This window comes from Mycobacterium sp. 852002-51971_SCH5477799-a (assembly GCF_001667145.1).
In the GTDB taxonomy this organism is placed as follows: Bacteria; Actinomycetota; Actinomycetes; order Mycobacteriales; family Mycobacteriaceae; genus Mycobacterium.
In genome coordinates this window covers 54,874-75,391 of sequence record NZ_LZIF01000107.1, presented here as the reverse complement: position 1 = coordinate 75,391, position 20,518 = coordinate 54,874, and the positions used below count along the sequence as shown (strand labels likewise).

Sequence of the window (20,518 nt, the reverse complement as noted above, 5' to 3'; positions counted from 1 at the left end):
AGTGAAACACAGCGGGACGGTTGAATTCGCTTGTCGCGGCCGGGATGTCAGATCGCGGTTAGCTAACGATTGGGCCTCGCGCGGAAATCGTCACGGTCGGGTCACGATCGGCTCTCGAAACCATGCGCCCACCTTGCGATACGCTAGCGCATGCGCTACCGCCGCACAACGCCTCAGGCCACCAGGCGGCGTAAAAGCGTTGATGCCGTGACGATTCCGAGCACAGCGGCCACCACCAGCACGACGATGTCGGCGGGGTTGAAGGGGGTGCCGATCAGCAGTCCGCGCAGCGCGTTCACCTCGTAACTGAGCGGGTTGACCTTGCTCAGCACGTGCAGCCACGCCGGCATCACGTCGACCGGGTACAGCGCGTTGGACGCGAAGAACAGCGGCATCGTGATCGCCTGGCCGATCCCCATCAGGCGGTCGCGATTGCGCACCAGGCCGGCCAGGGTCATAGACAGGCAGGCGAAGAACGCGGCGCCGAGCATGACGATGGCCATTGCCGCCACGATCCGCAGCGGATTGACCGTCAGGCCGACACCCATCACATACGCCAGCGCCAGCACGCCGACCACCTGGGCCACCGAACGGACACCGGCGGCAAACGCCTTGCCGGTGATCAGCGCCGACGCCGGGGCGGGCGTCACCATGAGTTTGGCCAGCACGCCCGCGTCTCGATCCCAAATGATCTGTATCCCATAGAAAATGGAGATGAACAGCGCCGACTGGGCGATGATCCCCGGTGCCAGAAATGCCAGATACGACACCGACCCGGTGGGGATGACATGCAGGTGGCTGAACGTGGTTCCGAAGATCAACAACCACAACGCGGGCTGCACCATCCGGGTGACCAGCTCGGTCCGGTCGTGTTGCAGCTTTTGCAGTTCGACGATCGCGAATGCTCCGATCCGACTGGACAGCGCGCCGATTCGTTGCCAGCCACGTGGGGCGCGGATCAGCGTGCCCGCCACGGCGTTATCAGCCGACACGGCGCGCCACCTTTCTGCTGGAACGGATTTCGCGAATGGACCCGTTGGCTTCCGCTGGATCCTCCTCGTCCAGATTCGATGCCGCGTAGTGGCGGAACACGTCCTCGAGGGTGGCCGACGGCGATACCGTCGCCTTCAACTTGTCGGGGGTACCGACGGCGCGTAGCTGGCCGCGGTGCATCAGTGCGACCCGGTCGCACAACGCGTCGGCCTCCTCCATGTAGTGGGTGGTCAGCAGCACGGTCATGCCGAACTGCGCCTGCATCTCTTGCACCTGCGCCCATACGCCGTCACGCGCGATGGGGTCCAGGCCGACGGTCGGTTCGTCGAGCATCAGCAGCGACGGGCGGTTGACCAGCGCCTGCGCCACCTCGAGGCGGCGCACCATGCCGCCGGAGTACGACGACGCCAGTCGGTCGGCGACCTCGATGAGATCCATGGCGGCCAGCGCCTGATCGACGCGGTCGGCGCGCTCGCTGCGAGGAACGCCGTACAACCGTGCGAACCACGCCACATTCTGCCGGCCGGTGAGCGCGGGCTCTATCGAAAGCTGTTGCGGCACATAGCCGATATTGCTTCTGATGTCGGTGGTTTGGCGGCGTGCGTCCATTCCGAAGATACGCAGTTCGCCGTGCTGCACGGGGGTCAGCGTGGTCAGCATCCGGACCATGGTTGTCTTACCGGCCCCATTGGGCCCCAGCAGGCCCATGGTCTCGCCGGGCCGCACCTGCAATGTCACATCGTCGACGGCGGTGAACTGGCCATAGCGATAGGTCAGGTTGCGGCCATCGACCGCCATCGGCAGCGATCCGCTCATGATCGCTGCTCTTGCAGTTTTTGGGTCATCGTGTCCAGGACCTCCAATCCTTTTGTCAAATACTCGATTTGGTCGTCGTCGAGTTCGTCGATCACCTCGGACAGCAATGCCCGCCGGGTGGCGCGTGATGCATCGACGATCTGCTGGGCGGGCTCGGCGAGCCGGAGTTGGCAGACCCGGCGGTCGGTGTCTCCCGCCGTCCGCAGCAACAGTCCGTCGGACACCAGCTTGGTGACCAGGGTCGAGGCGGTGTTGGGCACCAGCCCGAGCTCGGCGGCCGCGATGCTGACCGAAATCCCCGGCCGGCGCCCGACCAGCCACAACAGCTCCGATTGAGACTCGGACAGTCGCGACGAATCGAAGCCGCGGCCAGCCGACCTGCGGAGTTGCCGACGGAACCTACCGACCACGCCAAACAGCTCGCCCGCGACATCAGTACGCGATTTCATATGCGCCCATAATACCTCTGTAGCGGAGCTATCTATGTGTGGAAGCTATGTATCGGTTATGTACCCGCTACTTGGAAAGGCGATGCAGGACGACGTCGGTGAGCTCGCCGCCCCCGACGCACGCGGTCATGTACGTGCAGAACGGTTGCCTGCGGCGGTCCGTCGGCGACCCGGGATTGAGCAGGCGCAACCCGGTCTCGGTGGTGGTGTCCCACGGAATGTGGCTGTGCCCGAAGACCAGCACCTGACTATCGGGGTAGAGCCGTGACATCCGGACGTCGCGCCCGCTCGCGGCGCCGGTCTCGTGCACGACGGTGAACCGGACCCCCGCCAGCTGTACGTCCGCACGTTCGGGCAACCTCGCCCGCAACGCCGGGCCGTCGTTGTTTCCCCAGCAGCCCACCACCCGGGCCGCCCGGGCCTCGAGCTCGTCGAGGAACTCCGGCGCTATCCAGTCGCCGGCGTGGACGACGACGTCGGCCTCGGACACCTCGTTCCATACCGGCGCGGGCAAGTCGCGGGCCCTTTTGGGGATGTGGGTATCGGCAATCAGCAGCAGCCTCACAGCCCCATCTTGCGCCAATCGGTCCGGGTCACCAGGCCGTCGTAATAGCGGTGTGCCTCATCCCCAAGTGGGCCATCGCTCTCCAGCACGATCATCGCCATGCTGTCGGAGTCTGACTCGTGAAACGTCTTCCCCAGGTGTTTGGCGGCGATCATCGCGGGTGCGTCTTGAGGCGACATGGTCACCGCGTGGTTTCGTGCGACCGATTCAATCGGCGGCACAAACACGTTCAGCGCGACGGTCAGCAGTAGCCATGCCAGCAGGATCGGCCACGCGAAGGCGCGGACGAATCGCATGAATTTCGGTCGGCTTTCGCTGCCGGCTTTCATGCGGCCTTGACCAGACACGAGGTTGCGCTTGATGCCCGGCCGACGACCGCTCGTCTTCGACCTTGCCATCAACGGTGATGCGGCATCCGATGTTGTCGCTATTGCCCTGCGCCACAACGCTGGTCAGGGCGGCCGGCGCTGTCGTTGCGACCGTGAGAGTCCAGGGCAAGCGGGTAAAAGTCGCCCGTTCCGGCTGCGCGTGCTTGTCCAAGTAGTTCACGCTGCCTGCTGTGTCTGCGGGTCCATAGACCTCGTAGGTGACCCGCTTCACGTGGGAAGCTTCCAGTGGTGCGGCGCCGGCTCCGGTGGCCGAAAAGATCTCGTCGGAGCCGAACACGCCCCGCAAGCGCATGACGGCTTCACCTCCGAGGGCAACCGCCACCACGACGACGAGTGGCAACCCAAGCCTTCTTGAGAAACGTGAGCATGGGACTTCCTTTCGCGGCGCGTTGTCGTAGTGGTCGAGCGCTTTCGACGTGCAACGGTAGCGTATACCATACGGGGTATGGTATACAGGAGCCATGGCAAGCGAAGGTAACGGCAGCGGATCGCACAACACAGATGTCGCCAAGCACGACCCCGGCGACATCGACGCCGTCCTCGCCCGGTTACGGCGGGCGCACGGTCAGCTCGGGGGCGTCATCTCGATGATCGAGCACGGTCGCAGCTGCAAAGACGTCGTCACTCAGTTGGCGGCGGTTTCGAAGGCCCTGGATCGCGCGGGCTTCAAGATCATCGCGTCCGGGCTGCGTGACTGCATCACGCGGCCAGCCGATCAGCCGGCCGTCTCCATCGATGACCTGGAGAAACTGTTTCTGAGCCTGGCCTGAAGGGCCACGCTGCCGAGAGAGGGGTAAAGGCAATGTCCCCTGCGGTACTTCGACCGCTCGGAACCTGTCAGCGCCGATCTCGTTGCGCACGTCTTGCTGGCGGCGGGGGCCCGCGGCGCAGAAGTGGCGGCGGTCTCGGACGCGTCCATGGATGACTTCATCCGAAACCAACACGAGGCGGGACAACGCGCGCTGGGTGAAACCGGCGGCAGCCCGATCCTGCAGATTGGCGGCCACACATTTTTCGGGCCGGTGCTCACTGCAGTACCAGACGCGGAGGCCGCGCTCGCACTTTTCGACGCGGTGGCCACTTTGGCCGCAACTCCGCAGTTCGCTCGGCTGCAACGGCCACGCACCGCGGCCTAGCCGCAGACGTGGCGAGATCTCGACCAGGTCGACGCTGAAATAAGGAGGAAAGAATGACATCGACGTTGAGCACCACGCTGCACACCTCGTTCGAGGATGCGGTGGACCGGACGACAAAGGCATTGGCGGATCAGGGTTTTGGCGTCCTGACGACAATCGACGTCAAGGCCACGCTGAAGCAGAAGCTCGGCGAGGACATGGAGAATTACCTCATTCTGGGCGCCTGCAACCCCGCGCTCGCGCATCGCGCGCTGGGCATCCACCGCCAGATCGGCCAGCTATTGCCGTGCAACGTGGTAGTGCGGTCCGATCCCGCTGGTGCTGCCGATGCGGTTCTGGTCGAAGCGATGGATCCCCAACTCATGGTCAAGGTGACCGGCGAGCTGGGAGCTCTACAGGAGGTCGCCGACCAGGCCACCGCCAAGCTGCAAGCGGCGATCGGCGCGCTGGGATAACTCGGCCGCCGCGGGCCCAAGCGCTCGCAGTCGGGACTAACCGTCCTGGCTGCGAGCTTCTGCGCCCGACTCACCGGCGTCAAACGAGTCATCTGAACCTGCAGCCCCCACATACGAGCCGTCTTCCTCGCCCGCGGCGGCGCGGGACTGAGTCTGGTGTGTCTCAGCGTCCACGTCTTCCTCGGCTTTGTGGCCCTTGTGATCTGGCATGATGGCGTCCTTTTCGGTGGTGGCGGTTCCCGGGGGATTCCCCCGGCAGCTCGCGCGAAACAGCCGCGAACAGCAATGTTCAGCGCAGCCGCATCGGCGGGCTGGCCGGGGCTTGCAGTCCCGGCGCTATTCTTAGCAGCCGAAACCAAGGAGAAAACTTCAATGCGCACCTTCGAATCAGTCACCGAACTTTCCGCCGCCGTGGGCGAAGACCTCGGGCACAGCGACTGGGTCACCGTCACCCAGGAAGACGTCAACCTGTTCGCCGATGCGACCGGCGATCACCAGTGGATCCACGTCGACCCCGAGCGGGCAGCGTCCGGTCCGTTCGGCAAAACCATCGCCCACGGGTTCATGACCTTGGCGCTGCTGCCGCAGCTGCAGCACCAGATCTACACCGTCAATGGCATCAAGCTCGCAATCAACTACGGCCTCAACAAGGTTCGCTTCCCCGCCCCGGTTCCGGTCGGCTCTCGGGTACGCGCGCAGAGTTCCTTGGTCAGCGTCGACGACGTGGGTAACGGCGCCGTGCAGGCGACCCTCTCGACCACCGTCGAGATCGAGAATTCGGCCAAGCCGGCGTGCGTGGCCGAAAGCGTGGTTCGTTTCGTCGCCTGACGCTCCGCCATCAAAACTCGGCGACCGCGCGTTCCAGCCGCTCGGCCAGTCGCGCCTGCGCTTCGGTGCGCCTGGTCGGGATATGGGCTGAGGGGAAAGGCGTTGTCACCGGCTCGTATTCGCGCAGCGTCCGGCGGGCGACCGTCATCTTGTGCAGCTCGGTCGCGCCGTCGGCGATGCCCAGCGATTCGGCGGCCACCAGCATCTTGACGAACGGCATCTCGTCGGAGACGCCGAGCGCGCCGTGCAGGTGCAGGGCACGCTGCGCGACGTCATGCAGCACCTGCGGCATGGCCACTTTCACCGCCGCGATGTCGCGGCGCACCTTTTGATAGTCGTGGTGCTTGTCGATCAGCCAGGCAGTGCGCAGCACCAACAGCCGGAACTGCTCGATCTGGATCCAGCTGTCGGCGATCTTTTCCTGGGTCATCTGGAAGTCGGCCAGTTTCCCATGCCTGGTCTGGCGCGAGACCGCGCGTTCGCACATCATGTCAAAAGCCTTGCGCGCCAGCGCAATCGTGCGCATAGCGTGATGGATGCGGCCACCGCCGAGGCGGGTCTGCGCGATCATGAATGCCTGTCCCTCGCCGCCGAGGACATGGTCGGCCGGCACGCGCACATCGTTGTAGCGGACGTATCCGTGTGAGCCGTGCTTACCCGACTCGCCCCCCACCGCGACGTTCCGAATGATCTCGATGCCCGGGGTCTCGCCGGGGACGATGAAGAGCGACATCTTGTCGTACGTGCGCGCGTCGGGCTTGGTCACCGCCATGACGATGAAGAACGACGCGTGCTTGGCGTTGCTGGAAAACCACTTCTCGCCGTTGATGACCCAGTCGTCTCCGTCCCGGGTCGCGCTCGTCACGAACATCCCCGGATCCGAACCACCCTGTGGTTCGGTCATCGAGTAGCACGAGGTGATCTCGCCATCCAGCAACGGCTGCAAGTAGCGTGCCTTCTGCTCGTCGGTGCCGAACAGCGCGAGGATCTCGGCATTCCCGGAGTCCGGTGCCTGACAGCCGAAGACCGAAGGCGCCCAACGGGAACCGCCGAGGATCTCGTTGAGAAGTGCGAGCTTGACTTGACCGAAACCCTGACCGCCGAGCTCGGGGCGCAGGTGGGCGGCCCACAGTCCCTGATCCTTCACCTGCTGCTGCAAGGGCCGCAGGATGGCCATCATCTCGGCGTTCTTCTTGTCGTACGGGTCGAGTGCGACCAGGTCGAGCGGTTCCAGCTCCTCGGCCATGAATTTCTCGACCCAGTCCAGCTTTGCCTGGTAGTCGGGGTCGGTTTCGAAGTCCCACACCGTGGCCAACCAATCCCCGGCGCAACGCCGCGCCGGACTCGTTGATGAAGCCACTCCATCCTAGAACGGGGCAGCGGAGGAAGAGCGGGGCAGCAGAGGATCAGTCGTCGCCGCGGGTCTCAATCACGCGCTGGGCGACGTCGATGAGCTTGGTCTGGCTCTCCTGGGAAAGCCGGCGCAGCAGTTCGAAGGCGCGCATATCGTCGACGCCGTAGCGCTCCATGATGATGCCCTTGGCCTGGCCGATGCGATCTCGCGTGGACAGGGCCGATTGCATCTGCTGTCCGTGCCGCCCGGCCATGATCGCCGAGGCGGCATGCGCGGCGAACACACTTCCGATGGTTTCGCCTTCGGTGTCCCACACGTTAGGCCGGAAACTGAACAGGTTCAGGGCGCCGGCGGTGCGCTCTGTGGTGTACAGCTTGAACGAAAGGCTGCTGAGGACACCGTGTTCCACGGCCGCCGGTGCGTATTTCGGCCAGCGAGGTTCGTCGCGGAGGTCGTCGGTGCGCACGATCGTCTCTTTCAGCGCGGCGTCGTGGCAGGGACCCTCACCGAAGTCGTGCTGCAGCTTGTCGAGTTTGGCGACCAGGCTGTCGGTGTCGGCGACCGATTCGAAATCGCCGCCCCCTTTCACCAGCAAGACCCCCGCGATGTCCGCCGCCGGTATCAGCTCCACCGCCGTGGCGGTCACGTCGGCGAGAACCCGGTTGAGCGAGCGCGGCGCCGCGATATCTCGGGCAAGGTCCGCCATGCGGGTAGCCAGCTCGTGCCGAGAGGTCGCGTCTAAAGACTCCATAGGACCGGATTCTCCACGATGTGGCCCCACGCGTCACCCCCCGCGGTCTGCCCAACGCTTTGCAGACAGCGTCGGAGAAATTTGCTGCCGCCCGAGTTTGGCCGTATAGGGCCCGGGTATCCGGCGTCGACACCCCGATCTCGACCCCCAGGAGGCCCCAGTGTTCGTGCACAACAAAGATCTTCAATTCGAGGTTCGCGTCGACCGACCCGATCCTCGCTTCGCGTCGCTGCTAATGGAACAGTTCGGCGGCGCGAACGGCGAACTCACTGCGGCACTGCAGTACTTCACCCAGGCGTTCGTGCTGCGGCAGAAGAACCCGAAAATGTATGACCTGTTCATGGACATCGCAACCGAGGAGCTCAGCCACCTCGAAATGGTCGGATCGATGATCACGATGCTGCTCGACGGGCTCAACGACAACCTCAAGATCGCCAACGAGAAATGTGACTGGATGCCGGCGGTGGCGGCCAACGGCGGCGGCCGGGACGGCCTCATCCACTCGGTATCGGTCAATCCGCTGTTCCTGGTGCTCAGTGGCGGCGGGCCCGACGTCAAGGATTCCGGGGGAAACAACTGGACGGGTGCCTACATCGACGCCAACGGCGACCCGACCGTGGACCTGCGCAACAACGTCGCGGCGGAATCGCGCGCGAAGGTCGTCTACGAATACCTCAAGCAGTTCACCGACGACCCTGGTGTACAGGACACCCTGACGTTTTTGATGACACGCGAGATAGCGCACTACCAGCAATTCAGCGCCGCGCTCAACGAGCTGCCGGTGAACTTCCCACCGGGACAGCTGCCGGGTGACCCACGCTTCCAGAACGTGGCGTTCAACATGTCCAACGGAGGCGGCGAGTCCGTTCGCGGTCCGTGGAACCAAGGACAGGGACCCTGGCCCGAGGGCATGGAGTGGGAGTACGTCGAAAAGCCCGAAGAGCAGTGGCTTGGGGGGACCGCTCGCAAGAACACCGGCGCTGCCGAGAACCCGCAAGGCTCACCGGCCATCAACGCCGAGAAGCCGTTCACCCACGAGCAGCACCTTCCCACCGGCTAATTGGAGAAGGAGGCCGGGCGCTGAGTATTCAACGCCCGGCCTCCGCAACTCGTCAGTGCATCTGAGGGTCCGGCGGATTGTCCTCTGCGCGGCCGGTGAGCGCGTCGCGGACATGGTCGACAGCCGCCGCCCCCATCCCCATCGTTTTCAGCACGGTCGGGTTGGGCGGGGTAGCGGGGTGCGGCCGCGTCGGAGCGATTTTCTTCGCTTGCTCCAGCTTTGCGCCGATCTTCTCCAATTCCTCACGGCTGAGCACGGTTTCGACCTGTGGCCACACCTCGTTCTGTTCGTAGGCGATGTGCTCACGGCCCGCCTTGACGAATTCCTGCAGCGCTTCGTGGTAATCCGGGTCGCCCGGCTTGCCGTCCTCGAGGCGCTGCAGCAGCTTCTTGCCGGCTTGCTCCTGCTCGATCGCCTTATCGACGAGTCCGTCACCGATCGCGTCGCGTACCGCGGGCCAGAAAAACTGCTCCTCGATCGCTTCGTGCTGTGACTCGGCGATGATGAGGTTGTTCACCATGGTCTCCAGACCGCTCGCCTGTGCACCGGAGCCCGACGGCGCGCCGTCCAGCGTTTCCAATAAGCCGAGCACGCTCTTATGGTCCTGACGAAGAAAAGTTATTGCGTCCATGCCGTGCCTTCCAGTTGGGGCTGTTAGAAGTTGGGTGCGGATACCCGGGCTGACGAAACCGAAACGGTAGGCGGCCGAGGTCCGTTCAGCGCAATTTCGTTAAGACGTTTGCGCGGTAGAAGTCGATGGCGGCGACGGGATCAGCTTGGGGGAAGTGCAGGAACGGGATGGCACCGGCGTCTAGAACCCGCTGCACGGCGTCGATGTGCGGACCCGCGTCGGTGCTGACGGTCCAGCCGGCCAACACCTTGTCAATGGGCTTGGACTCGGCCGCGCGCTGGATCTCGACGGGGTTGGGCTGATCGACGGCGCCGGCCGTGAAACGCCACAGCGTGGCGGCCCGGGTCGCCTCGGCGTTGTCGCCGACGACGGCGAACAGTTCGGCGCGCTTGCCCAGCATGTCCGCGTTACGGCCGGCGTCCTGTGCGCCGGCAGCGAAGGCCGCCAATAGGTTTGGATTTGTGACATCGTGGGCCTGGGTGATCCAGCCATCCCCGCGCTGTCCGGCGAGCCGCGCGCTCTTGGGGCCGCCGGCGGCCACGAAGATCGGCGGGGGCGTGGCCGGGACGTCGTAAAGCTTCAGCGAATTGGTCTGAAAATAGCGTCCCGAGAAGGAGATTCGCGAGCCGCTCCACAGCTGGCGGATCAGGTCGATCGCCTCGGCCAGCCGGTCGTGGCGCTCGGCGTAGTTGCCGTAGGCGTTGGTGGTGGCCTGCTCGTTGAGCCGCTCGCCGGTGCCCACTCCCAGAAACACCCTGCCCGGGTTGAGGATCGCCAGGGAGGCGAAGGCGTGCGCGACCGTGGCGGGGTGGTAGCGGTAGGTCGGACAGGTCACCCCGGTGCCGAACGAAACGCGGCTGGTGCCGCTGCCGACCAAGGCCAGCGTCAGCCAGGGAAACATCGCGTGGCCCTCGTTGTCCTGCCATGGCTGGATGTGGTCGCTGGCCCATACGTACTGAAAGCCGGCCCGTTCGGCCGCCTGAGCCTGCGCCACGAGCCGATCGGTGCGGAACTGCTCGTGGGAGAGCACGTAGCCCACGCCCTTGCCGGGCGGCCGCGGTGGACCGCTGGATTTGCCGCGCTCGCCAGCCGGTTTCGCGCATCCGTCGGCCAGCCCGACGGATCCGAGCATGCCCGCACCGGCCGCCACCCGCCCGAATGCTCGCCGCGAGATGCCGGTCACCGGATCGGCATACCCGTCCCACCGGGGCTCACACGCACTAGCCTGATGCGGATGACCCCGCAGGTCCGACCGGCAGGCAAGGCCGATGTCCGCGGACTGTCGCGCACGTTGGCGCGCGCGTTCTACGACGACCCGGTGATGGTCTGGCTGATTCCCGATCAGGACAAGCGGAACGTGCACCTGTCCCGATTGTTCGCGACGATGACGCGCCACCACCACCTGGCACGCGGGGGCGTGGAAGTGGCCGGCACGGATGCCGGTATCGGCGCGGCCGCGCTGTGGGATCCGCCCGGCCAGTGGCAGGAGACAACCGGTGGGCAGCTGGCGATGACGCCGACCTTCCTCCGGGTGTTCGGCCTGCGCTCGATGCGCGGACGCGCGGTACAGGATTTGATGAAGAGCTTGCACCCCGAGGAACCCCACTGGTACCTCGCCGTGATCGGCAGTGATCCGGCGGTCCGCGGCACCGGATTCGGTCAGGCGTTGATGAGGTCGCGGCTGGACCGCTGCGACGCTGAATACTGCCCGGCCTATCTCGAGTCGAGCAAGGCCGAAAATGTGCCCTATTACGAGCGTTTCGGCTTCACGGTCACCCGCGAGATCGTGCTGCCCTACGGTGGCCCGAGCCTATGGGCCATGTGGCGCCAGCCCCGGTGACGGCCTGCCAATCGGCGCCCGCCCGGGTTTAACCCCCCGAAGGCGCGGGCAATCGTCTCCGCATGAACGATAACCCCCAGGCCGACTTGGATCCCGCGGACTTCCCCGAGGAGGGCGGCCCGGGTGACACCTTGAACGCGAGCGAAAGCACCGACTCGGACGAATTGCGCAATGACGACGGCGATATCGTCGTCGATCCTCCCGAGGACTGGAGCGAGGCCAACAAGTTCGGCATGACGGCCAGGGAAGAACGCGAGGGCGAATCCCTCGACGCCCGGTTGGCGGCCGAGGAGCCCGACGTCCCGGATGCCATCGAGCCGGTCGATGACAAACCCGGGCGCGCCCACCGGGGGCAGATCGACGGCACCCCCGAGGACGGCGACTCGCTGTACGAGGTCGTCGACGAGTAAGTCAGTGTTCGGCTGTTTACTGCGGCCCGACGCAATCAGGGCGTGCTTCGCCAACCGGCGATGCCGGTCGCGATCATCCTCAATTGCTTGACCGCGAGCCGGCGGATGTCTTCGGTCGCCTCGGTGCTCTGCGAATCCTCGATGGCCTCCGCGATCACGATCATCGCGTTGACGAACAGGGTCGCCAGCACGTTGAGATCCTCGGTGGTCCACTTGTTCAGCCCGGGGAATCGCGCCAGGTCGGTGGCGAGTTCCGACGTGATCAGCCGGATTTCGGTGCGAATGGCGTACCGCAACACCGACAGGCCACTGTTGCGTTCCCGGCCGATGAGCCGCCAGTGTTCGCGCCTGTCTGCGACGCTGGCGACCAGGATCTCGACGGAGGACTCGATCACCCGGTTCGGGTCGAGCTTGCCGGCCCGCGCATCGCGCAGGGTGTCGCGCAGGCTTCGGAAGGACTCATCGATCAGGACCAGGCCCAGGGCCTCCATCGATTCGAAATGCCGGTAGAACGCCGCCGGAACGATCCCGACCTCACGGGTCACCTCGCGCAGGCTCAGGCTGGAAAAGCTGCGGTCCTGCAACAGCTTGAGCGCCGCGGCGATGATGGCCCGGCGAGTCGCCTCCTTGCGCTCCTCCCGCGACTGGTTTTCGCGCGCGCGCTCACGACCAGAGCCGCGCCCGCGTGAGCTAGGAGTACGGCCGTTCACTGTGTGAACCCTACCACAGCCAGGCAGTAAACCCTTGACGGCGCGGCCCTCGCCGCCGCACGGTATACACATGTTCACTCAAACCGCTCCAACTTCTGGCCGAGGCTTCGCACGGACCCTTCGGCAGCGCGTATTGGGTTCAGAGCTGTTAGATCTGCTGACCGGTCCGCACGGCGTCGACCGTTACACCGAACTGGTGGCGCCGACCTGGACGCTGGGCGAAGGCCGCGCCAAAGTGACGGACGTGCGCCGCACCACCGCGCGCAGTGTCACCCTGACCCTGACCCCCAACGACACCTTCCTGTCCGCTCACACCCTAACGGCCGGCCAGTACGTTAACCTCACCGTCGAGATCGACGGCCGCCGGCACACCCGTTGCTATTCGCCCGCCAACGCCGAAGGGACGGCCAACCTCGAGTTGACCATCGGTCGGCACGAAGGCGGCCTGGTGTCGAACTATCTGTACGAACACGCCCACCGGGGCATGGTGGTCGGTTTGACGGGCACCGGCGGCGACTTCACGTTGCCGGCGCGCGGACCGCAGAGCCCGCAGCGCATCCTCTTCGTCTCTGGCGGTAGCGGCATCACTCCCGTGCTGGCGATGGCGCGCACCCTGGTCGCCCAGGGCCATTCGGGCGAGATCGCCTTCATCCATTACGCGCGCACGCCCGCCGAAGCCTGCTACCGCGACGAGTTGGCCGCGATGTCGCCGGTGCGGGTGCTGAACGGCTACACCCGATCGCACGACGGCGACCTCACCGGGCGATTCGGCCCAGAGCATCTGGCCGCCGCCATGCCATCACCCGACGCGGTATTCGTCTGCGGGCCAACGCCTCTGGTCGAAGCCGTCCAATCGCTCTGTGACAACGTGTACACCGAGAGCTTCGTGCCGCCGGTCTTCGAGCCGCCGACGAATCCGTCGGGTGGACGAGTCACGTTCTCCGACAGCGGCGTTGACATCGTCGACGACGGGCGGTCGCTGTTGGAACAGGCCGAATCGGTCGGCCTGTCGCCCGAAAACGGCTGCCGGATGGGCATCTGTCACACCTGCACGCGCCGCAAAACTGCCGGTACCGTGCGCAACCTGGTCACCGGTGCGGTCTCGACCGCTCCCGATGAGGACGTGCAGATCTGCGTGTCCGTTCCGGTCGGTGACGTGGACCTGTCGCTGTGAGAAAAGCCGTCACAGCTCACAAAACTCCTGGAGGACAAGCAATGTCGAACCAAAAAATCACCCTGACCCGCGAACAGGCCGACGCATTCGGCCGTGAACTCGACACCATCAAGGAACGCGTGATGGCGCAACTCGGTGAACAGGACGCCGACTACATCCGCCGCGTCATCAAGGCGCAGCGTGCGCTGGAAGTCGGGGGCCGGGCGCTGTTGTTCCTGCCGCCTGCATGGCCCATGGGGACTGCCATGCTGGGCCTGTCGAAAATCCTCGACAACATGGAGATCGGCCACAACATCATGCATGGCCAGTACGACTGGATGCGCGACCCGGCGATCTCCGGTCGCACCTTCGAGTGGGACACCGCCTGCCCCGCCGATCAATGGCGGCACTCGCACAACTACATGCACCACACCCACACCAACATCGTGGGGATGGACCGCGACATCGGCTACGGAATCCTGCGGATGAGCGAGGACCAGCCGTGGCAGCCGTACTTCCTCGGCAACCCCGTCTATGCGTTCCTGCTGATGGTGTTGTTCCAGTACGGCGTCGCGCTGCACGAGCTGGAAACCGAACGCATTCGCTCCGGTGAGATCCGGCTCGAGGACAAGAGGGAAGTCCTCCGGGCCATCTGGAAGAAGACGCGGCGGCAGACCCTCAAGGATTACGTCGCGTTCCCGCTGCTGGCCGGACCCTTCGCGCCGTTCGTCTTCACCGGTAACCTCACCGCCAACCTGATGCGCAACGTGTGGTCGTACATGATCATCTTCTGCGGCCACTTCCCGGACGGGACGCAGGAGTTCACCGTCGAAGAAACCAAGGACGAGTCGCGCGGCATGTGGTACTTCCGCCAGGTCCTCGGCTCGGCAAACCTGACCGGCGGCAAGCTGTTTCACCTGTTATCCGGCAACCTGTCACACCAGATCGAACACCACCTGTTCCCCGACATGCCGGCCCGTCGTTACTCCGAGATCGCGCCCGAGGTGCAGGAGATCTGCGAACGCTACGGCATCCCGTACAACCGCGGCCCGCTACTGCGCCAGTTCGGCACCGTCGTCCGCAAGATCGTCCGGCTGACCTTCCCCGACTCGTGGACGCAGAAAGCCGGCGCCGAGAGGTCCCAAGAGCGCGAGCCGGTCGCCGCGTAACCGCGGTCCGGGCATTGCCTGGCGCCGGGACGGGGGGACAATGAGCTCCGTGGAATGGACCGGCGCGCGCTATGCGGATACCCCGACAGTGGAAGCTTCGACGTGGATCGACGCCGACCCGGCGCGGGTCTGGGCCCTGGTCTCCGACATCGCGCTGATGCCGGCGTTCAGCGACGAGCTGAAGGCCGTGGAATGGGCCGAGGGATCGGAAGGCCCCCGGGTCGGCGCTCGCTTCATCGGCCACAACGAGCACGACGCCTTCGGACAGTGGAGCAGCACCTCGCAGATCGTCGCCTGCGACCAACCGCACGAGTTCGCCTGGGCCGTGGGCCAACCCGACGACCCCGCGGCGATGTGGCGATTCCGGCTCGTCCCCCGCGACGGCGGTACCCTGCTGAACTATTGGATGCAGATGGGGCCGGGCCGCTCGGGCCTGTCGGTGGCCCTCGAGGCAATGCCCGACAAGGAACAGAAGATCGTGTTCGTGCGGCTGCGCGAATTCGAGGGCGCAATCGGAAAAACCCTGGCGGCCATCAAACGGCTCGCCGAACACGGCGTGCATTGATGCGGACGGCCACGACGGTCGAGCTGTCCGGCTCCGGCAGCGAGATCGCCGACGTCACGGCGTTGGTCGTCGAGGCGGAGAAGCTGGGGCTGGATGTCTGCTGGGTGGCCGAGGCGTGGGGCGCCGATGCGCCGTCGGCCCTGGGGTACCTCGCCGCGCGGACCGAGCGGATCCTACTGGGTTCCGGCGTGCTGCAGGTCGGCACGCGGTCGCCGGTCATGGTCGCCCAGACCGCGATCACGCTGTCCAACCTGTCGAACGGGCGATTTCTGCTCGGTCTGGGCGCCTCGGGCCCGCAGGTGATCGAGGGTCTGCACGGTGCCTCGTTCAGCCGACCGTTGGCACGCATGTCCGAAACGATCGACATCGTGCGGCAGGCCTTCGCCGGCGGGAAGGTCTCTTACGCCGGAGAGGTGTTGGAAATTCCCCGGCCCGGCGGTGAGGCGGTGCCGATGCGCTTGTCGACCCGCGCCGAGCACGCCATTCCGGTATACCTGGCCGCGCTGTCACCGGCGATGCTGCGGTTGACCGGTCGCGTCGCCGACGGCTGGCTGGGCACCAGCTTCGTCCCCGAAGGCGCCGGCGACGCCTACTTCGCCCACCTCGATGAGGGGTTGGCGGCCGCGAACCGCACTCGCGCCGATATCGACATCTGCCAGGGCGCCGAAGTCGCTTTCGCCGCAAGCGAACACGAGTTGCATGGCATGCTCGCGGGCCGCAAAAAAGAGCTGGCCTTCAGCCTCGGCGGCATGGGATCGTCCAGCACGAATTTTTACAACCGGGCCTACAGCCGGCAGGGTTGGGCAGGCGTTGCCGCCGAGGTGCGCGAGCGCTGGCAGCGCGGCGACCGGGACGGGGCGGCCACCCTGGTGACCGACGAGATGGTGCTGGCCACCACGCTCATCGGGACCGAGGAGATGGTCTCCGCGCGCCTCGCGGTATGGCGCGATGCCGGGGTGAATACCGTGCGGCTCTATCCCGCGGGCGACACCCTGGACGCGAAGCTGGAGACGTTGGGCCGGGCGATCGAGCTGGTCCGGCAGACGCCGGCTTCCTGACGACCGCCGAACGTGCACTGGCGGCGAGTTTTTCGCGGGCGCGTTCTTCGCATGCAGTGCACGCTCGGCGGATCAGCTGGCGGCCGTGGGGGCGTCGGCCGACTTGACCAGTTCCACCTCGGGCCGTTGGGGCACCCCGTCGGCAAGGAACCACCGAAAGGCCAGGTTTCCTCGCGGATAACCCAGGGTGGTAAGCGAATTCGGGTGTGACGTCTTGTCGTGGGACAAGACGACCGTCACCGAGCCGTCGCTGTTTGCGACTGCGCTGTGGCCGTTGAGGGAGCAGCGCGCGTCCTCCGGACCGACCGTCGCCATGAACTGGTTCCACACCACGAGGTTCCAGAACCTGCATGACGGCGGTCGGTGCGTGATGACCAGCGCCTCGTCCTCGTCGAGCACGAAACTACCGTAGGAGTAGCAGGCGTCGCGCGCCGACCAGCCGAAGTTGGCGTCGGGCACCTGATAGGGATCTGCGAATGCGTTGGCAGCATGGGCGGTTTCGTGCCCCAGCGCGTGCTGCGCCTGGTCCTTCTCGCGGACCCTCTCCGCGACGGCCAGCGGCACGATCGCGAACATGGTCCGCAACCAGGTCGCGGCGGCGCGCAGACTCGCAGCGGTCTCGGCGTCGCCGTGCCGGATCGGGTCGGGCTCGTCGAGCGCCTCGATGTGCCACGTCACCGGACGGCCGGTCAGGGGATCGGCCTGATAGTCGCGGGTCATCAACACGGCCGCGTCGGGCGTGGCGGGAAAGTCAAAAGAGAAGTTGCCGTCGGCGTCGATATCGAGATCGGTGTCGCGGACGATCGCGACCACCCGATCGGACCAGGCGCCCGGTGCTGGCTCGTTGTAAGCTGTCACCGAAAAGTACACGCTGTCACCCCTATTCCCGCTGATGCGGTACCGGCGGACAGGATCGACCGGGCAGATGAAGTAGTAGGCGTCGGTGTTGTCCCCACCCCAGCGGCGGTCGCGGCGGAAGGGAGTGTTCACCGCGACGAACTGTGGCCGGCCCGGTTCGGGAAACAGGTAAGTGTCCAGGGCGACGCCCAGGGTGGCGGCGAGCATGCGATAGCCGTCGGCGACATGCCGGTCGTCGGTGACGGCCCGGTCACCCTCGAGGAACGAGTGGCCCAGTTCGCCAAGCGTTTTCAGCAGTTCCTGCCACGCCTCCGTCGATTGGTGCGTCATGTGCCGATTCCTTTCAGGAGCAACCGGGTAGTGCGATCGACCCACGCGTCGTCGAGCTCAGTGGCGCGGGTGAGCAGTGCTACTAGCGTGATGCCGGCGATGGTCTCGGCCAGTTCGGCGGCGGTCACCTCCGGCCGCACCTCACCGCGCGCCGCGGCGGCCGCGAGCCAGTCGGCGAGGCCACCCCCGATGACGCCGGCGAACCGCTCCAGCAGCGCCGAATGCAGCGTCGGATCCGCGGCCATCTCGCCGATCAGGCCCGGCAGCGCCGCCCTGGCGGCCGGCGTGGTGAGGAAAGCCATTGTGCGGCGGATCATTTCGCGTAAACCATCGGGAGTCGATCCGCTATCGGGAATGGCGGTTCCGGCGCCGATCGGGAACACCGCCTCGTGCACCAGGTGTGCCTTGCTGGGCCAGCGGCGATAAATGGCGGGCTTGCTGGTACCCGCGCGTTCGGCGATGGCGGAGACCAACAGGCCCTGGTAGCCGGTTTCGGCCAGCAGCTCAACAGTCGCGCCGAGCACCGCGCCATCGATCCGGGGATCACGGGGTCTGCCAAAATCCACTACCATTACGAAACTCAGAGTAACATAAGTCGCCGTGAACGTTCACCTCGACGACCTCGCCTCGCCGCGGTTCAGCCCCGAGGGCCAACAGATTCTGGACATGATGGCCACGATGGCGCAGGAGTGCCCGCTGGATGCTGACGCGCTGCACGCCAAGGCCAGCGCCGACACCGGTCTGCACGATTTTGGGCCGAACGATTATCGCGAGCGCCTCGAGACCTATCTCGCCGCGCTGCGCGAGATCGACGGGTTGCACGACGCCGGAGTGGTGAATTTCTACAGTCAACTGCTGCAGGTGCTCAAGAACCGGCTGCTACTGACGGACCTGCTGAGCCGCCATCCCGAGATCAACGGAATCGACCTGCGCGCGCCCGTGGTCATCGCCGGGCTGCCCCGCACCGGCACCACGCACCTGCACAACATGCTGGCCACGCCCCCGACCTTTCGCACCATGCCGTATTGGGAGAGCAACGAGCCGTTCCCGATGCCGAATGAGGTTGGCGTTGAACCGGATCCGCGGCGAACCCGGATGGATGCCGCCGTCGGGGTGATCAACATGGTGATGCCGCATTTCGCGCTCATGCACGAGATGACCACCGACCATGTCCACGAAGAGATTCAGTTGTTGGCCAATGACGTGTCCACGATGTTGCTGGAAACACTCGCCGAGGTGCCCCGCTGGCGTGACTACTACCAGGCGCACGATCAGACGCCGCACTACCAATACCTGGCCACCCAACTGCGGGCGATGCAGTATCTGCGCGGGGGACGGCGCTGGCTGCTCAAGTCTCCCCAGCATCTGGAGCAGGTGCCCGTCCTGAATCGAGTGTTTCCCGACAGCATCCTGGTGTTCACCCACCGTGATCCCGTACCGGTGGCGCTGTCGATGATCGCGATGATCACCTACTCCGCGCGCATGCATCGTTCGCCGGTGCCGGTCGAGAAGATCGCCAACTCCTGGATTGACCGCCTCGAGCAGATGCTCACCGCGCTCATCCGCGACCGCGACACCATCGGACCGGACCGCTCGATCGACGTCCGGTTCGACGACTTCATGGCCGACGAACTCGGCGTCGCCCAACGCGTATACGCCCTGGCCGGCGAACCGTTCACCGACGAGGTGCACGCGGCCGTCGGCGGCTACCTCGCGGGTCACCGGCGCGGACGACTGGGCAATGTCGAGACGTCGTACGAGATGTTCGGGCTGGACGAGGGCAATCTGCGCGAGCGCTTCGCGCCGTATGTCGAGCGCTTCCTGGCCTAAGCCTTTCCGAGCCACTACGTTCTCAACTCATGGTGACTATGCCCGCGCTGGACGGTGTCGAACACAGATATGTCGATCTGGGAGGGGGCGTGACCATCCACGTCGCGGAGGCGGGGCCGGCGAGCGGGCCGGCGGTGATGCTGGTGCACGGCTTCCCGCAGAACTGGTGGGAATGGCACCAGCTGATCGGGCCGCTGGCCGCCGACGGCTACCGGGTGCTGTGTCCGGACCTGCGTGGCTCGGGCTGGAGTTCCGCGCCGCGCTCGAGTTACACCAAGGACGAGATGGCCGACGATCTGGCCGGCGTGCTGGATCGGTTGGGTGTGGCGACGGTCAAGCTGGTGGCCCACGACTGGGGCGGGCCGGTCGCGTTCATCATGATGCTGCGTCATCCGGAGCGGGTGACCGGGTTTTTCGGGGCGAATACCGTTGCGCCATGGGTGAAGCCGGGCCTGTCGACGCTGCGTAATATCTGGCGGTTCTGGTATCAGATCCCGATCATGCTGCCCGTCATCGGGCCGCGGGTGATCAGCGATGCAGACTCCCGGTTCGTCCGGATGCTCGGGTCATGGGTCGGTGGTGGTTTCACCCTGCCCGAGGATGACATCCGCATGTACGTCGAGTGCATGCAACAGCCCGGCCACGCGGAGGCCGGCTCCCGCTGGTATCGCAGCTTCCAGACCAAAGAGATGAGGAAATGGATGCGCGGCGAATACAATCATGCTCGCGTCGACGTCCCGGTCCGCTGGCTGACGGGCACCAAAGATCCGGTGATCACGCCCGACCTCACCGACGGATATGCCGATCGCATCGACGATTTCGAGGTCGAGCTGGTCGACGACGTCGGCCATTGGATTGTCGACCAGCGGCCCGATCTGGTCCTGGACCGGGTTCGCGCCTTTCTCGCCGAAAAGTCAACCAGGTGAAGGCTGTTCGACGTGACGCTAGTCGACGCCGATGGTGACTTCTGTCGACTTGATGAACACGGTCGCCGGCTGACCTACCTTGAGTCCGAGCTCGATCGCGGCGTCCTTGGTGACCGACGATGTGACGACCTGATTACCGCCGTCAAGCGTCACCTTCACAACGGCCATCACGCTGCCGAGTTCGACCTCGGTGATGGTCCCACTGAGCTGGTTTCGAGTCGAGAGCCGCATCGCAAGATCCT

Annotated in this window: 26 protein-coding genes and 2 pseudogenes; 13 read left to right on the top strand and 15 right to left on the bottom strand. The window is 65.5% G+C overall.

The genetic code is table 11. The annotated features are described in order from the left end of the window. Positions 1 to 173: 173 nt before the first annotated feature. The 6 genes and pseudogenes from A5753_RS16850 to A5753_RS23985 form a co-directional block, all read right to left on the bottom strand. Complete coding sequence (locus tag A5753_RS16850; RefSeq protein WP_067130413.1) at positions 174 to 992, bottom strand: ABC transporter permease; 819 nt, start codon at positions 990 to 992, stop codon at positions 174 to 176. After that, the gene (locus A5753_RS16845; RefSeq protein WP_067130409.1) at positions 982 to 1,809 is read right to left on the bottom strand and encodes an ATP-binding cassette domain-containing protein; all 828 of its coding nucleotides are present in this window, start codon (positions 1,807 to 1,809) and stop codon (positions 982 to 984) included. Before A5753_RS16845 ends, A5753_RS16850 begins: the two co-directional genes overlap by 11 nt. Next, a complete protein-coding gene (locus A5753_RS16840; protein WP_067130405.1) occupies positions 1,806 to 2,258 on the bottom strand; it encodes a MarR family winged helix-turn-helix transcriptional regulator in 453 nt (150 codons plus the stop codon). Before A5753_RS16840 ends, A5753_RS16845 begins: the two co-directional genes overlap by 4 nt. Before the next feature lie 67 nt (positions 2,259 to 2,325). Next, entirely contained in the window at positions 2,326 to 2,823 is a 498-nt protein-coding gene (locus A5753_RS16835) for a metallophosphoesterase (protein ID WP_067130402.1), read from the bottom strand. Positions 2,824 to 2,852: 29 nt separating this feature from the next. Next, positions 2,853 to 3,152, bottom strand: a pseudogene (locus A5753_RS16830) (MMPL family transporter); the annotation flags it as partial. Beyond that, a pseudogene (locus A5753_RS23985) lies at positions 3,149 to 3,580 on the bottom strand (MmpS family transport accessory protein). The pseudogenes A5753_RS16830 and A5753_RS23985, both read right to left, overlap by 4 nt. Positions 3,581 to 3,673: 93 nt before the next feature. Here A5753_RS23985 and A5753_RS16825 point away from each other — a divergent pair. The 3 genes from A5753_RS16825 (at position 3,674) to A5753_RS16815 (ending at position 4,803) form a co-directional block, all read left to right on the top strand. After that, the gene (locus A5753_RS16825) at positions 3,674 to 3,982 is read left to right on the top strand and encodes a metal-sensitive transcriptional regulator (protein WP_067130397.1); all 309 of its coding nucleotides are present in this window, start codon (positions 3,674 to 3,676) and stop codon (positions 3,980 to 3,982) included. Positions 3,983 to 4,129: 147 nt separating this feature from the next. Continuing rightward, positions 4,130 to 4,348 (top strand): hypothetical protein, encoded by a 219-nt coding sequence (locus A5753_RS16820; protein WP_369829329.1) that lies wholly within the window; start codon positions 4,130 to 4,132, stop codon positions 4,346 to 4,348. A gap of 53 nt (positions 4,349 to 4,401) precedes the next feature. After that, a complete protein-coding gene (locus A5753_RS16815; protein ID WP_067130394.1) occupies positions 4,402 to 4,803 on the top strand; it encodes a DUF302 domain-containing protein in 402 nt (133 codons plus the stop codon). A gap of 36 nt (positions 4,804 to 4,839) precedes the next feature. Here the strand turns inward: A5753_RS16815 and A5753_RS24600 are convergent, their stop codons facing one another. Further along, positions 4,840 to 5,013, bottom strand: a complete 174-nt coding sequence (locus A5753_RS24600; protein WP_165821753.1) for a hypothetical protein — start codon at positions 5,011 to 5,013, stop codon at positions 4,840 to 4,842. A gap of 162 nt (positions 5,014 to 5,175) precedes the next feature. On the opposite strand from A5753_RS24600, the gene A5753_RS16810 reads away from it, so the two are divergent. Continuing rightward, positions 5,176 to 5,631 carry a MaoC family dehydratase gene (locus tag A5753_RS16810; protein WP_067130391.1) on the top strand — a complete coding sequence of 152 codons (456 nt, stop codon included), beginning with the start codon at positions 5,176 to 5,178 and terminating at the stop codon, positions 5,629 to 5,631. A gap of 10 nt (positions 5,632 to 5,641) precedes the next feature. On the opposite strand, the gene A5753_RS16805 is transcribed toward A5753_RS16810, so the two are convergent. Further along, the gene (locus A5753_RS16805; RefSeq protein ID WP_067130525.1) at positions 5,642 to 6,937 is read right to left on the bottom strand and encodes an acyl-CoA dehydrogenase family protein; all 1,296 of its coding nucleotides are present in this window, start codon (positions 6,935 to 6,937) and stop codon (positions 5,642 to 5,644) included. Positions 6,938 to 7,037: 100 nt separating this feature from the next. Further along, entirely contained in the window at positions 7,038 to 7,736 is a 699-nt protein-coding gene (locus tag A5753_RS16800) for a GAF and ANTAR domain-containing protein (RefSeq protein WP_067130388.1), read from the bottom strand. 160 nt (positions 7,737 to 7,896) lie between these two features. Here A5753_RS16800 and A5753_RS16795 point away from each other — a divergent pair, with 160 nt between their 5' ends. Further along, positions 7,897 to 8,796, top strand: coding sequence for a manganese catalase family protein (locus A5753_RS16795; RefSeq protein WP_067130385.1), 900 nt, complete (start codon positions 7,897 to 7,899; stop codon positions 8,794 to 8,796). A gap of 52 nt (positions 8,797 to 8,848) precedes the next feature. Here A5753_RS16795 and A5753_RS16790 read toward each other — a convergent pair whose 3' ends face one another. Further along, positions 8,849 to 9,427, bottom strand: a complete 579-nt coding sequence (locus A5753_RS16790; protein ID WP_067130382.1) for a hemerythrin domain-containing protein — start codon at positions 9,425 to 9,427, stop codon at positions 8,849 to 8,851. A gap of 85 nt (positions 9,428 to 9,512) precedes the next feature. Then, entirely contained in the window at positions 9,513 to 10,610 is a 1,098-nt protein-coding gene (locus A5753_RS16785) for a F420-dependent hydroxymycolic acid dehydrogenase (RefSeq protein ID WP_067130379.1), read from the bottom strand. Positions 10,611 to 10,661: 51 nt separating this feature from the next. On the opposite strand from A5753_RS16785, the gene A5753_RS16780 reads away from it, so the two are divergent. After that, positions 10,662 to 11,267, top strand: a complete 606-nt coding sequence (locus A5753_RS16780; RefSeq protein WP_067130522.1) for a GNAT family N-acetyltransferase — start codon at positions 10,662 to 10,664, stop codon at positions 11,265 to 11,267. Positions 11,268 to 11,329: 62 nt separating this feature from the next. Then, entirely contained in the window at positions 11,330 to 11,677 is a 348-nt protein-coding gene (locus tag A5753_RS16775) for a hypothetical protein (RefSeq protein WP_067130375.1), read from the top strand. A gap of 35 nt (positions 11,678 to 11,712) precedes the next feature. Here A5753_RS16775 and A5753_RS16770 read toward each other — a convergent pair whose 3' ends face one another. After that, positions 11,713 to 12,387 carry a TetR family transcriptional regulator gene (locus A5753_RS16770; RefSeq protein WP_067130372.1) on the bottom strand — a complete coding sequence of 225 codons (675 nt, stop codon included), beginning with the start codon at positions 12,385 to 12,387 and terminating at the stop codon, positions 11,713 to 11,715. Positions 12,388 to 12,457: 70 nt separating this feature from the next. Here A5753_RS16770 and A5753_RS16765 point away from each other — a divergent pair, with 70 nt between their 5' ends. Genes A5753_RS16765 through A5753_RS16750 form a run of 4 tightly spaced genes read left to right on the top strand, consistent with a single transcriptional unit; the run spans position 12,458 to position 16,332 of the window. Next, positions 12,458 to 13,561, top strand: coding sequence for a flavin reductase family protein (locus A5753_RS16765; RefSeq protein ID WP_067130369.1), 1,104 nt, complete (start codon positions 12,458 to 12,460; stop codon positions 13,559 to 13,561). Positions 13,562 to 13,602: 41 nt separating this feature from the next. Further along, positions 13,603 to 14,709, top strand: a complete 1,107-nt coding sequence (locus tag A5753_RS16760; protein WP_067130366.1) for an acyl-CoA desaturase — start codon at positions 13,603 to 13,605, stop codon at positions 14,707 to 14,709. A 40-nt stretch (positions 14,710 to 14,749) separates the two neighbouring features. Further along, positions 14,750 to 15,274, top strand: a complete 525-nt coding sequence (locus A5753_RS16755; protein ID WP_197694723.1) for an SRPBCC family protein — start codon at positions 14,750 to 14,752, stop codon at positions 15,272 to 15,274. Beyond that, positions 15,274 to 16,332, top strand: coding sequence for an LLM class flavin-dependent oxidoreductase (locus tag A5753_RS16750; protein ID WP_067130363.1), 1,059 nt, complete (start codon positions 15,274 to 15,276; stop codon positions 16,330 to 16,332). Before A5753_RS16755 ends, A5753_RS16750 begins: the two co-directional genes overlap by 1 nt. Positions 16,333 to 16,404: 72 nt before the next feature. Here A5753_RS16750 and A5753_RS16745 read toward each other — a convergent pair whose 3' ends face one another. Both A5753_RS16745 and A5753_RS16740 read right to left on the bottom strand, forming a co-directional pair. After that, positions 16,405 to 17,520 carry a DUF1214 domain-containing protein gene (locus A5753_RS16745; protein WP_067130360.1) on the bottom strand — a complete coding sequence of 372 codons (1,116 nt, stop codon included), beginning with the start codon at positions 17,518 to 17,520 and terminating at the stop codon, positions 16,405 to 16,407. Continuing rightward, positions 17,517 to 18,092, bottom strand: coding sequence for a TetR/AcrR family transcriptional regulator (locus A5753_RS16740; RefSeq protein WP_067130357.1), 576 nt, complete (start codon positions 18,090 to 18,092; stop codon positions 17,517 to 17,519). Before A5753_RS16740 ends, A5753_RS16745 begins: the two co-directional genes overlap by 4 nt. Positions 18,093 to 18,120: 28 nt before the next feature. Between A5753_RS16740 and A5753_RS16735 the strand changes: the two genes are divergently transcribed. Together A5753_RS16735 and A5753_RS16730 are read left to right on the top strand one after the other, a co-directional pair. Then, positions 18,121 to 19,350, top strand: coding sequence for a sulfotransferase (locus A5753_RS16735; protein ID WP_067130355.1), 1,230 nt, complete (start codon positions 18,121 to 18,123; stop codon positions 19,348 to 19,350). A 29-nt stretch (positions 19,351 to 19,379) separates the two neighbouring features. Continuing rightward, the gene (locus A5753_RS16730; RefSeq protein ID WP_067130351.1) at positions 19,380 to 20,276 is read left to right on the top strand and encodes an alpha/beta fold hydrolase; all 897 of its coding nucleotides are present in this window, start codon (positions 19,380 to 19,382) and stop codon (positions 20,274 to 20,276) included. Between the two features lie 18 nt (positions 20,277 to 20,294). Here the strand turns inward: A5753_RS16730 and A5753_RS16725 are convergent, their stop codons facing one another. Continuing rightward, on the bottom strand, positions 20,295 to 20,507 hold the full coding sequence (locus A5753_RS16725; protein WP_067130514.1) for a molybdopterin-binding protein: 213 nt from the start codon (positions 20,505 to 20,507) through the stop codon (positions 20,295 to 20,297). Positions 20,508 to 20,518: the final 11 nt, after the last annotated feature.

Bases quoted from the DNA above. Each gene is read 5' to 3' on its own strand.
- A5753_RS24600 (WP_165821753.1), bottom strand. From the start codon at position 5,013: ATGCCAGATCACAAGGGCCACAAAGCCGAGGAAGACGTGGACGCTGAG.
- A5753_RS16780 (WP_067130522.1), top strand. From the start codon at position 10,662: ATGACCCCGCAGGTCCGACCGGCAGGCAAGGCCGATGTCCGCGGACTG.
- A5753_RS16810 (WP_067130391.1), top strand. From the start codon at position 5,176: ATGCGCACCTTCGAATCAGTCACCGAACTTTCCGCCGCCGTGGGCGAA.
- A5753_RS16730 (WP_067130351.1), top strand. From the start codon at position 19,380: ATGGTGACTATGCCCGCGCTGGACGGTGTCGAACACAGATATGTCGAT.
- A5753_RS16760 (WP_067130366.1), top strand. From the start codon at position 13,603: ATGTCGAACCAAAAAATCACCCTGACCCGCGAACAGGCCGACGCATTC.
- A5753_RS16725 (WP_067130514.1), bottom strand. From the start codon at position 20,507: ATGCGGCTCTCGACTCGAAACCAGCTCAGTGGGACCATCACCGAGGTC.
- A5753_RS16815 (WP_067130394.1), top strand. From the start codon at position 4,402: ATGACATCGACGTTGAGCACCACGCTGCACACCTCGTTCGAGGATGCG.
- A5753_RS16745 (WP_067130360.1), bottom strand. From the start codon at position 17,520: ATGACGCACCAATCGACGGAGGCGTGGCAGGAACTGCTGAAAACGCTT.
- A5753_RS16750 (WP_067130363.1), top strand. From the start codon at position 15,274: ATGCGGACGGCCACGACGGTCGAGCTGTCCGGCTCCGGCAGCGAGATC.
- A5753_RS16790 (WP_067130382.1), bottom strand. From the start codon at position 9,427: ATGGACGCAATAACTTTTCTTCGTCAGGACCATAAGAGCGTGCTCGGC.
- A5753_RS16740 (WP_067130357.1), bottom strand. From the start codon at position 18,092: ATGGTAGTGGATTTTGGCAGACCCCGTGATCCCCGGATCGATGGCGCG.
- A5753_RS16755 (WP_197694723.1), top strand. From the start codon at position 14,750: ATGAGCTCCGTGGAATGGACCGGCGCGCGCTATGCGGATACCCCGACA.
- A5753_RS16800 (WP_067130388.1), bottom strand. From the start codon at position 7,736: ATGGAGTCTTTAGACGCGACCTCTCGGCACGAGCTGGCTACCCGCATG.
- A5753_RS16820 (WP_369829329.1), top strand. From the start codon at position 4,130: ATGGATGACTTCATCCGAAACCAACACGAGGCGGGACAACGCGCGCTG.
- A5753_RS16845 (WP_067130409.1), bottom strand. From the start codon at position 1,809: ATGAGCGGATCGCTGCCGATGGCGGTCGATGGCCGCAACCTGACCTAT.
- A5753_RS16775 (WP_067130375.1), top strand. From the start codon at position 11,330: ATGAACGATAACCCCCAGGCCGACTTGGATCCCGCGGACTTCCCCGAG.
- A5753_RS16825 (WP_067130397.1), top strand. From the start codon at position 3,674: ATGGCAAGCGAAGGTAACGGCAGCGGATCGCACAACACAGATGTCGCC.
- A5753_RS16765 (WP_067130369.1), top strand. From the start codon at position 12,458: ATGTTCACTCAAACCGCTCCAACTTCTGGCCGAGGCTTCGCACGGACC.
- A5753_RS16840 (WP_067130405.1), bottom strand. From the start codon at position 2,258: ATGAAATCGCGTACTGATGTCGCGGGCGAGCTGTTTGGCGTGGTCGGT.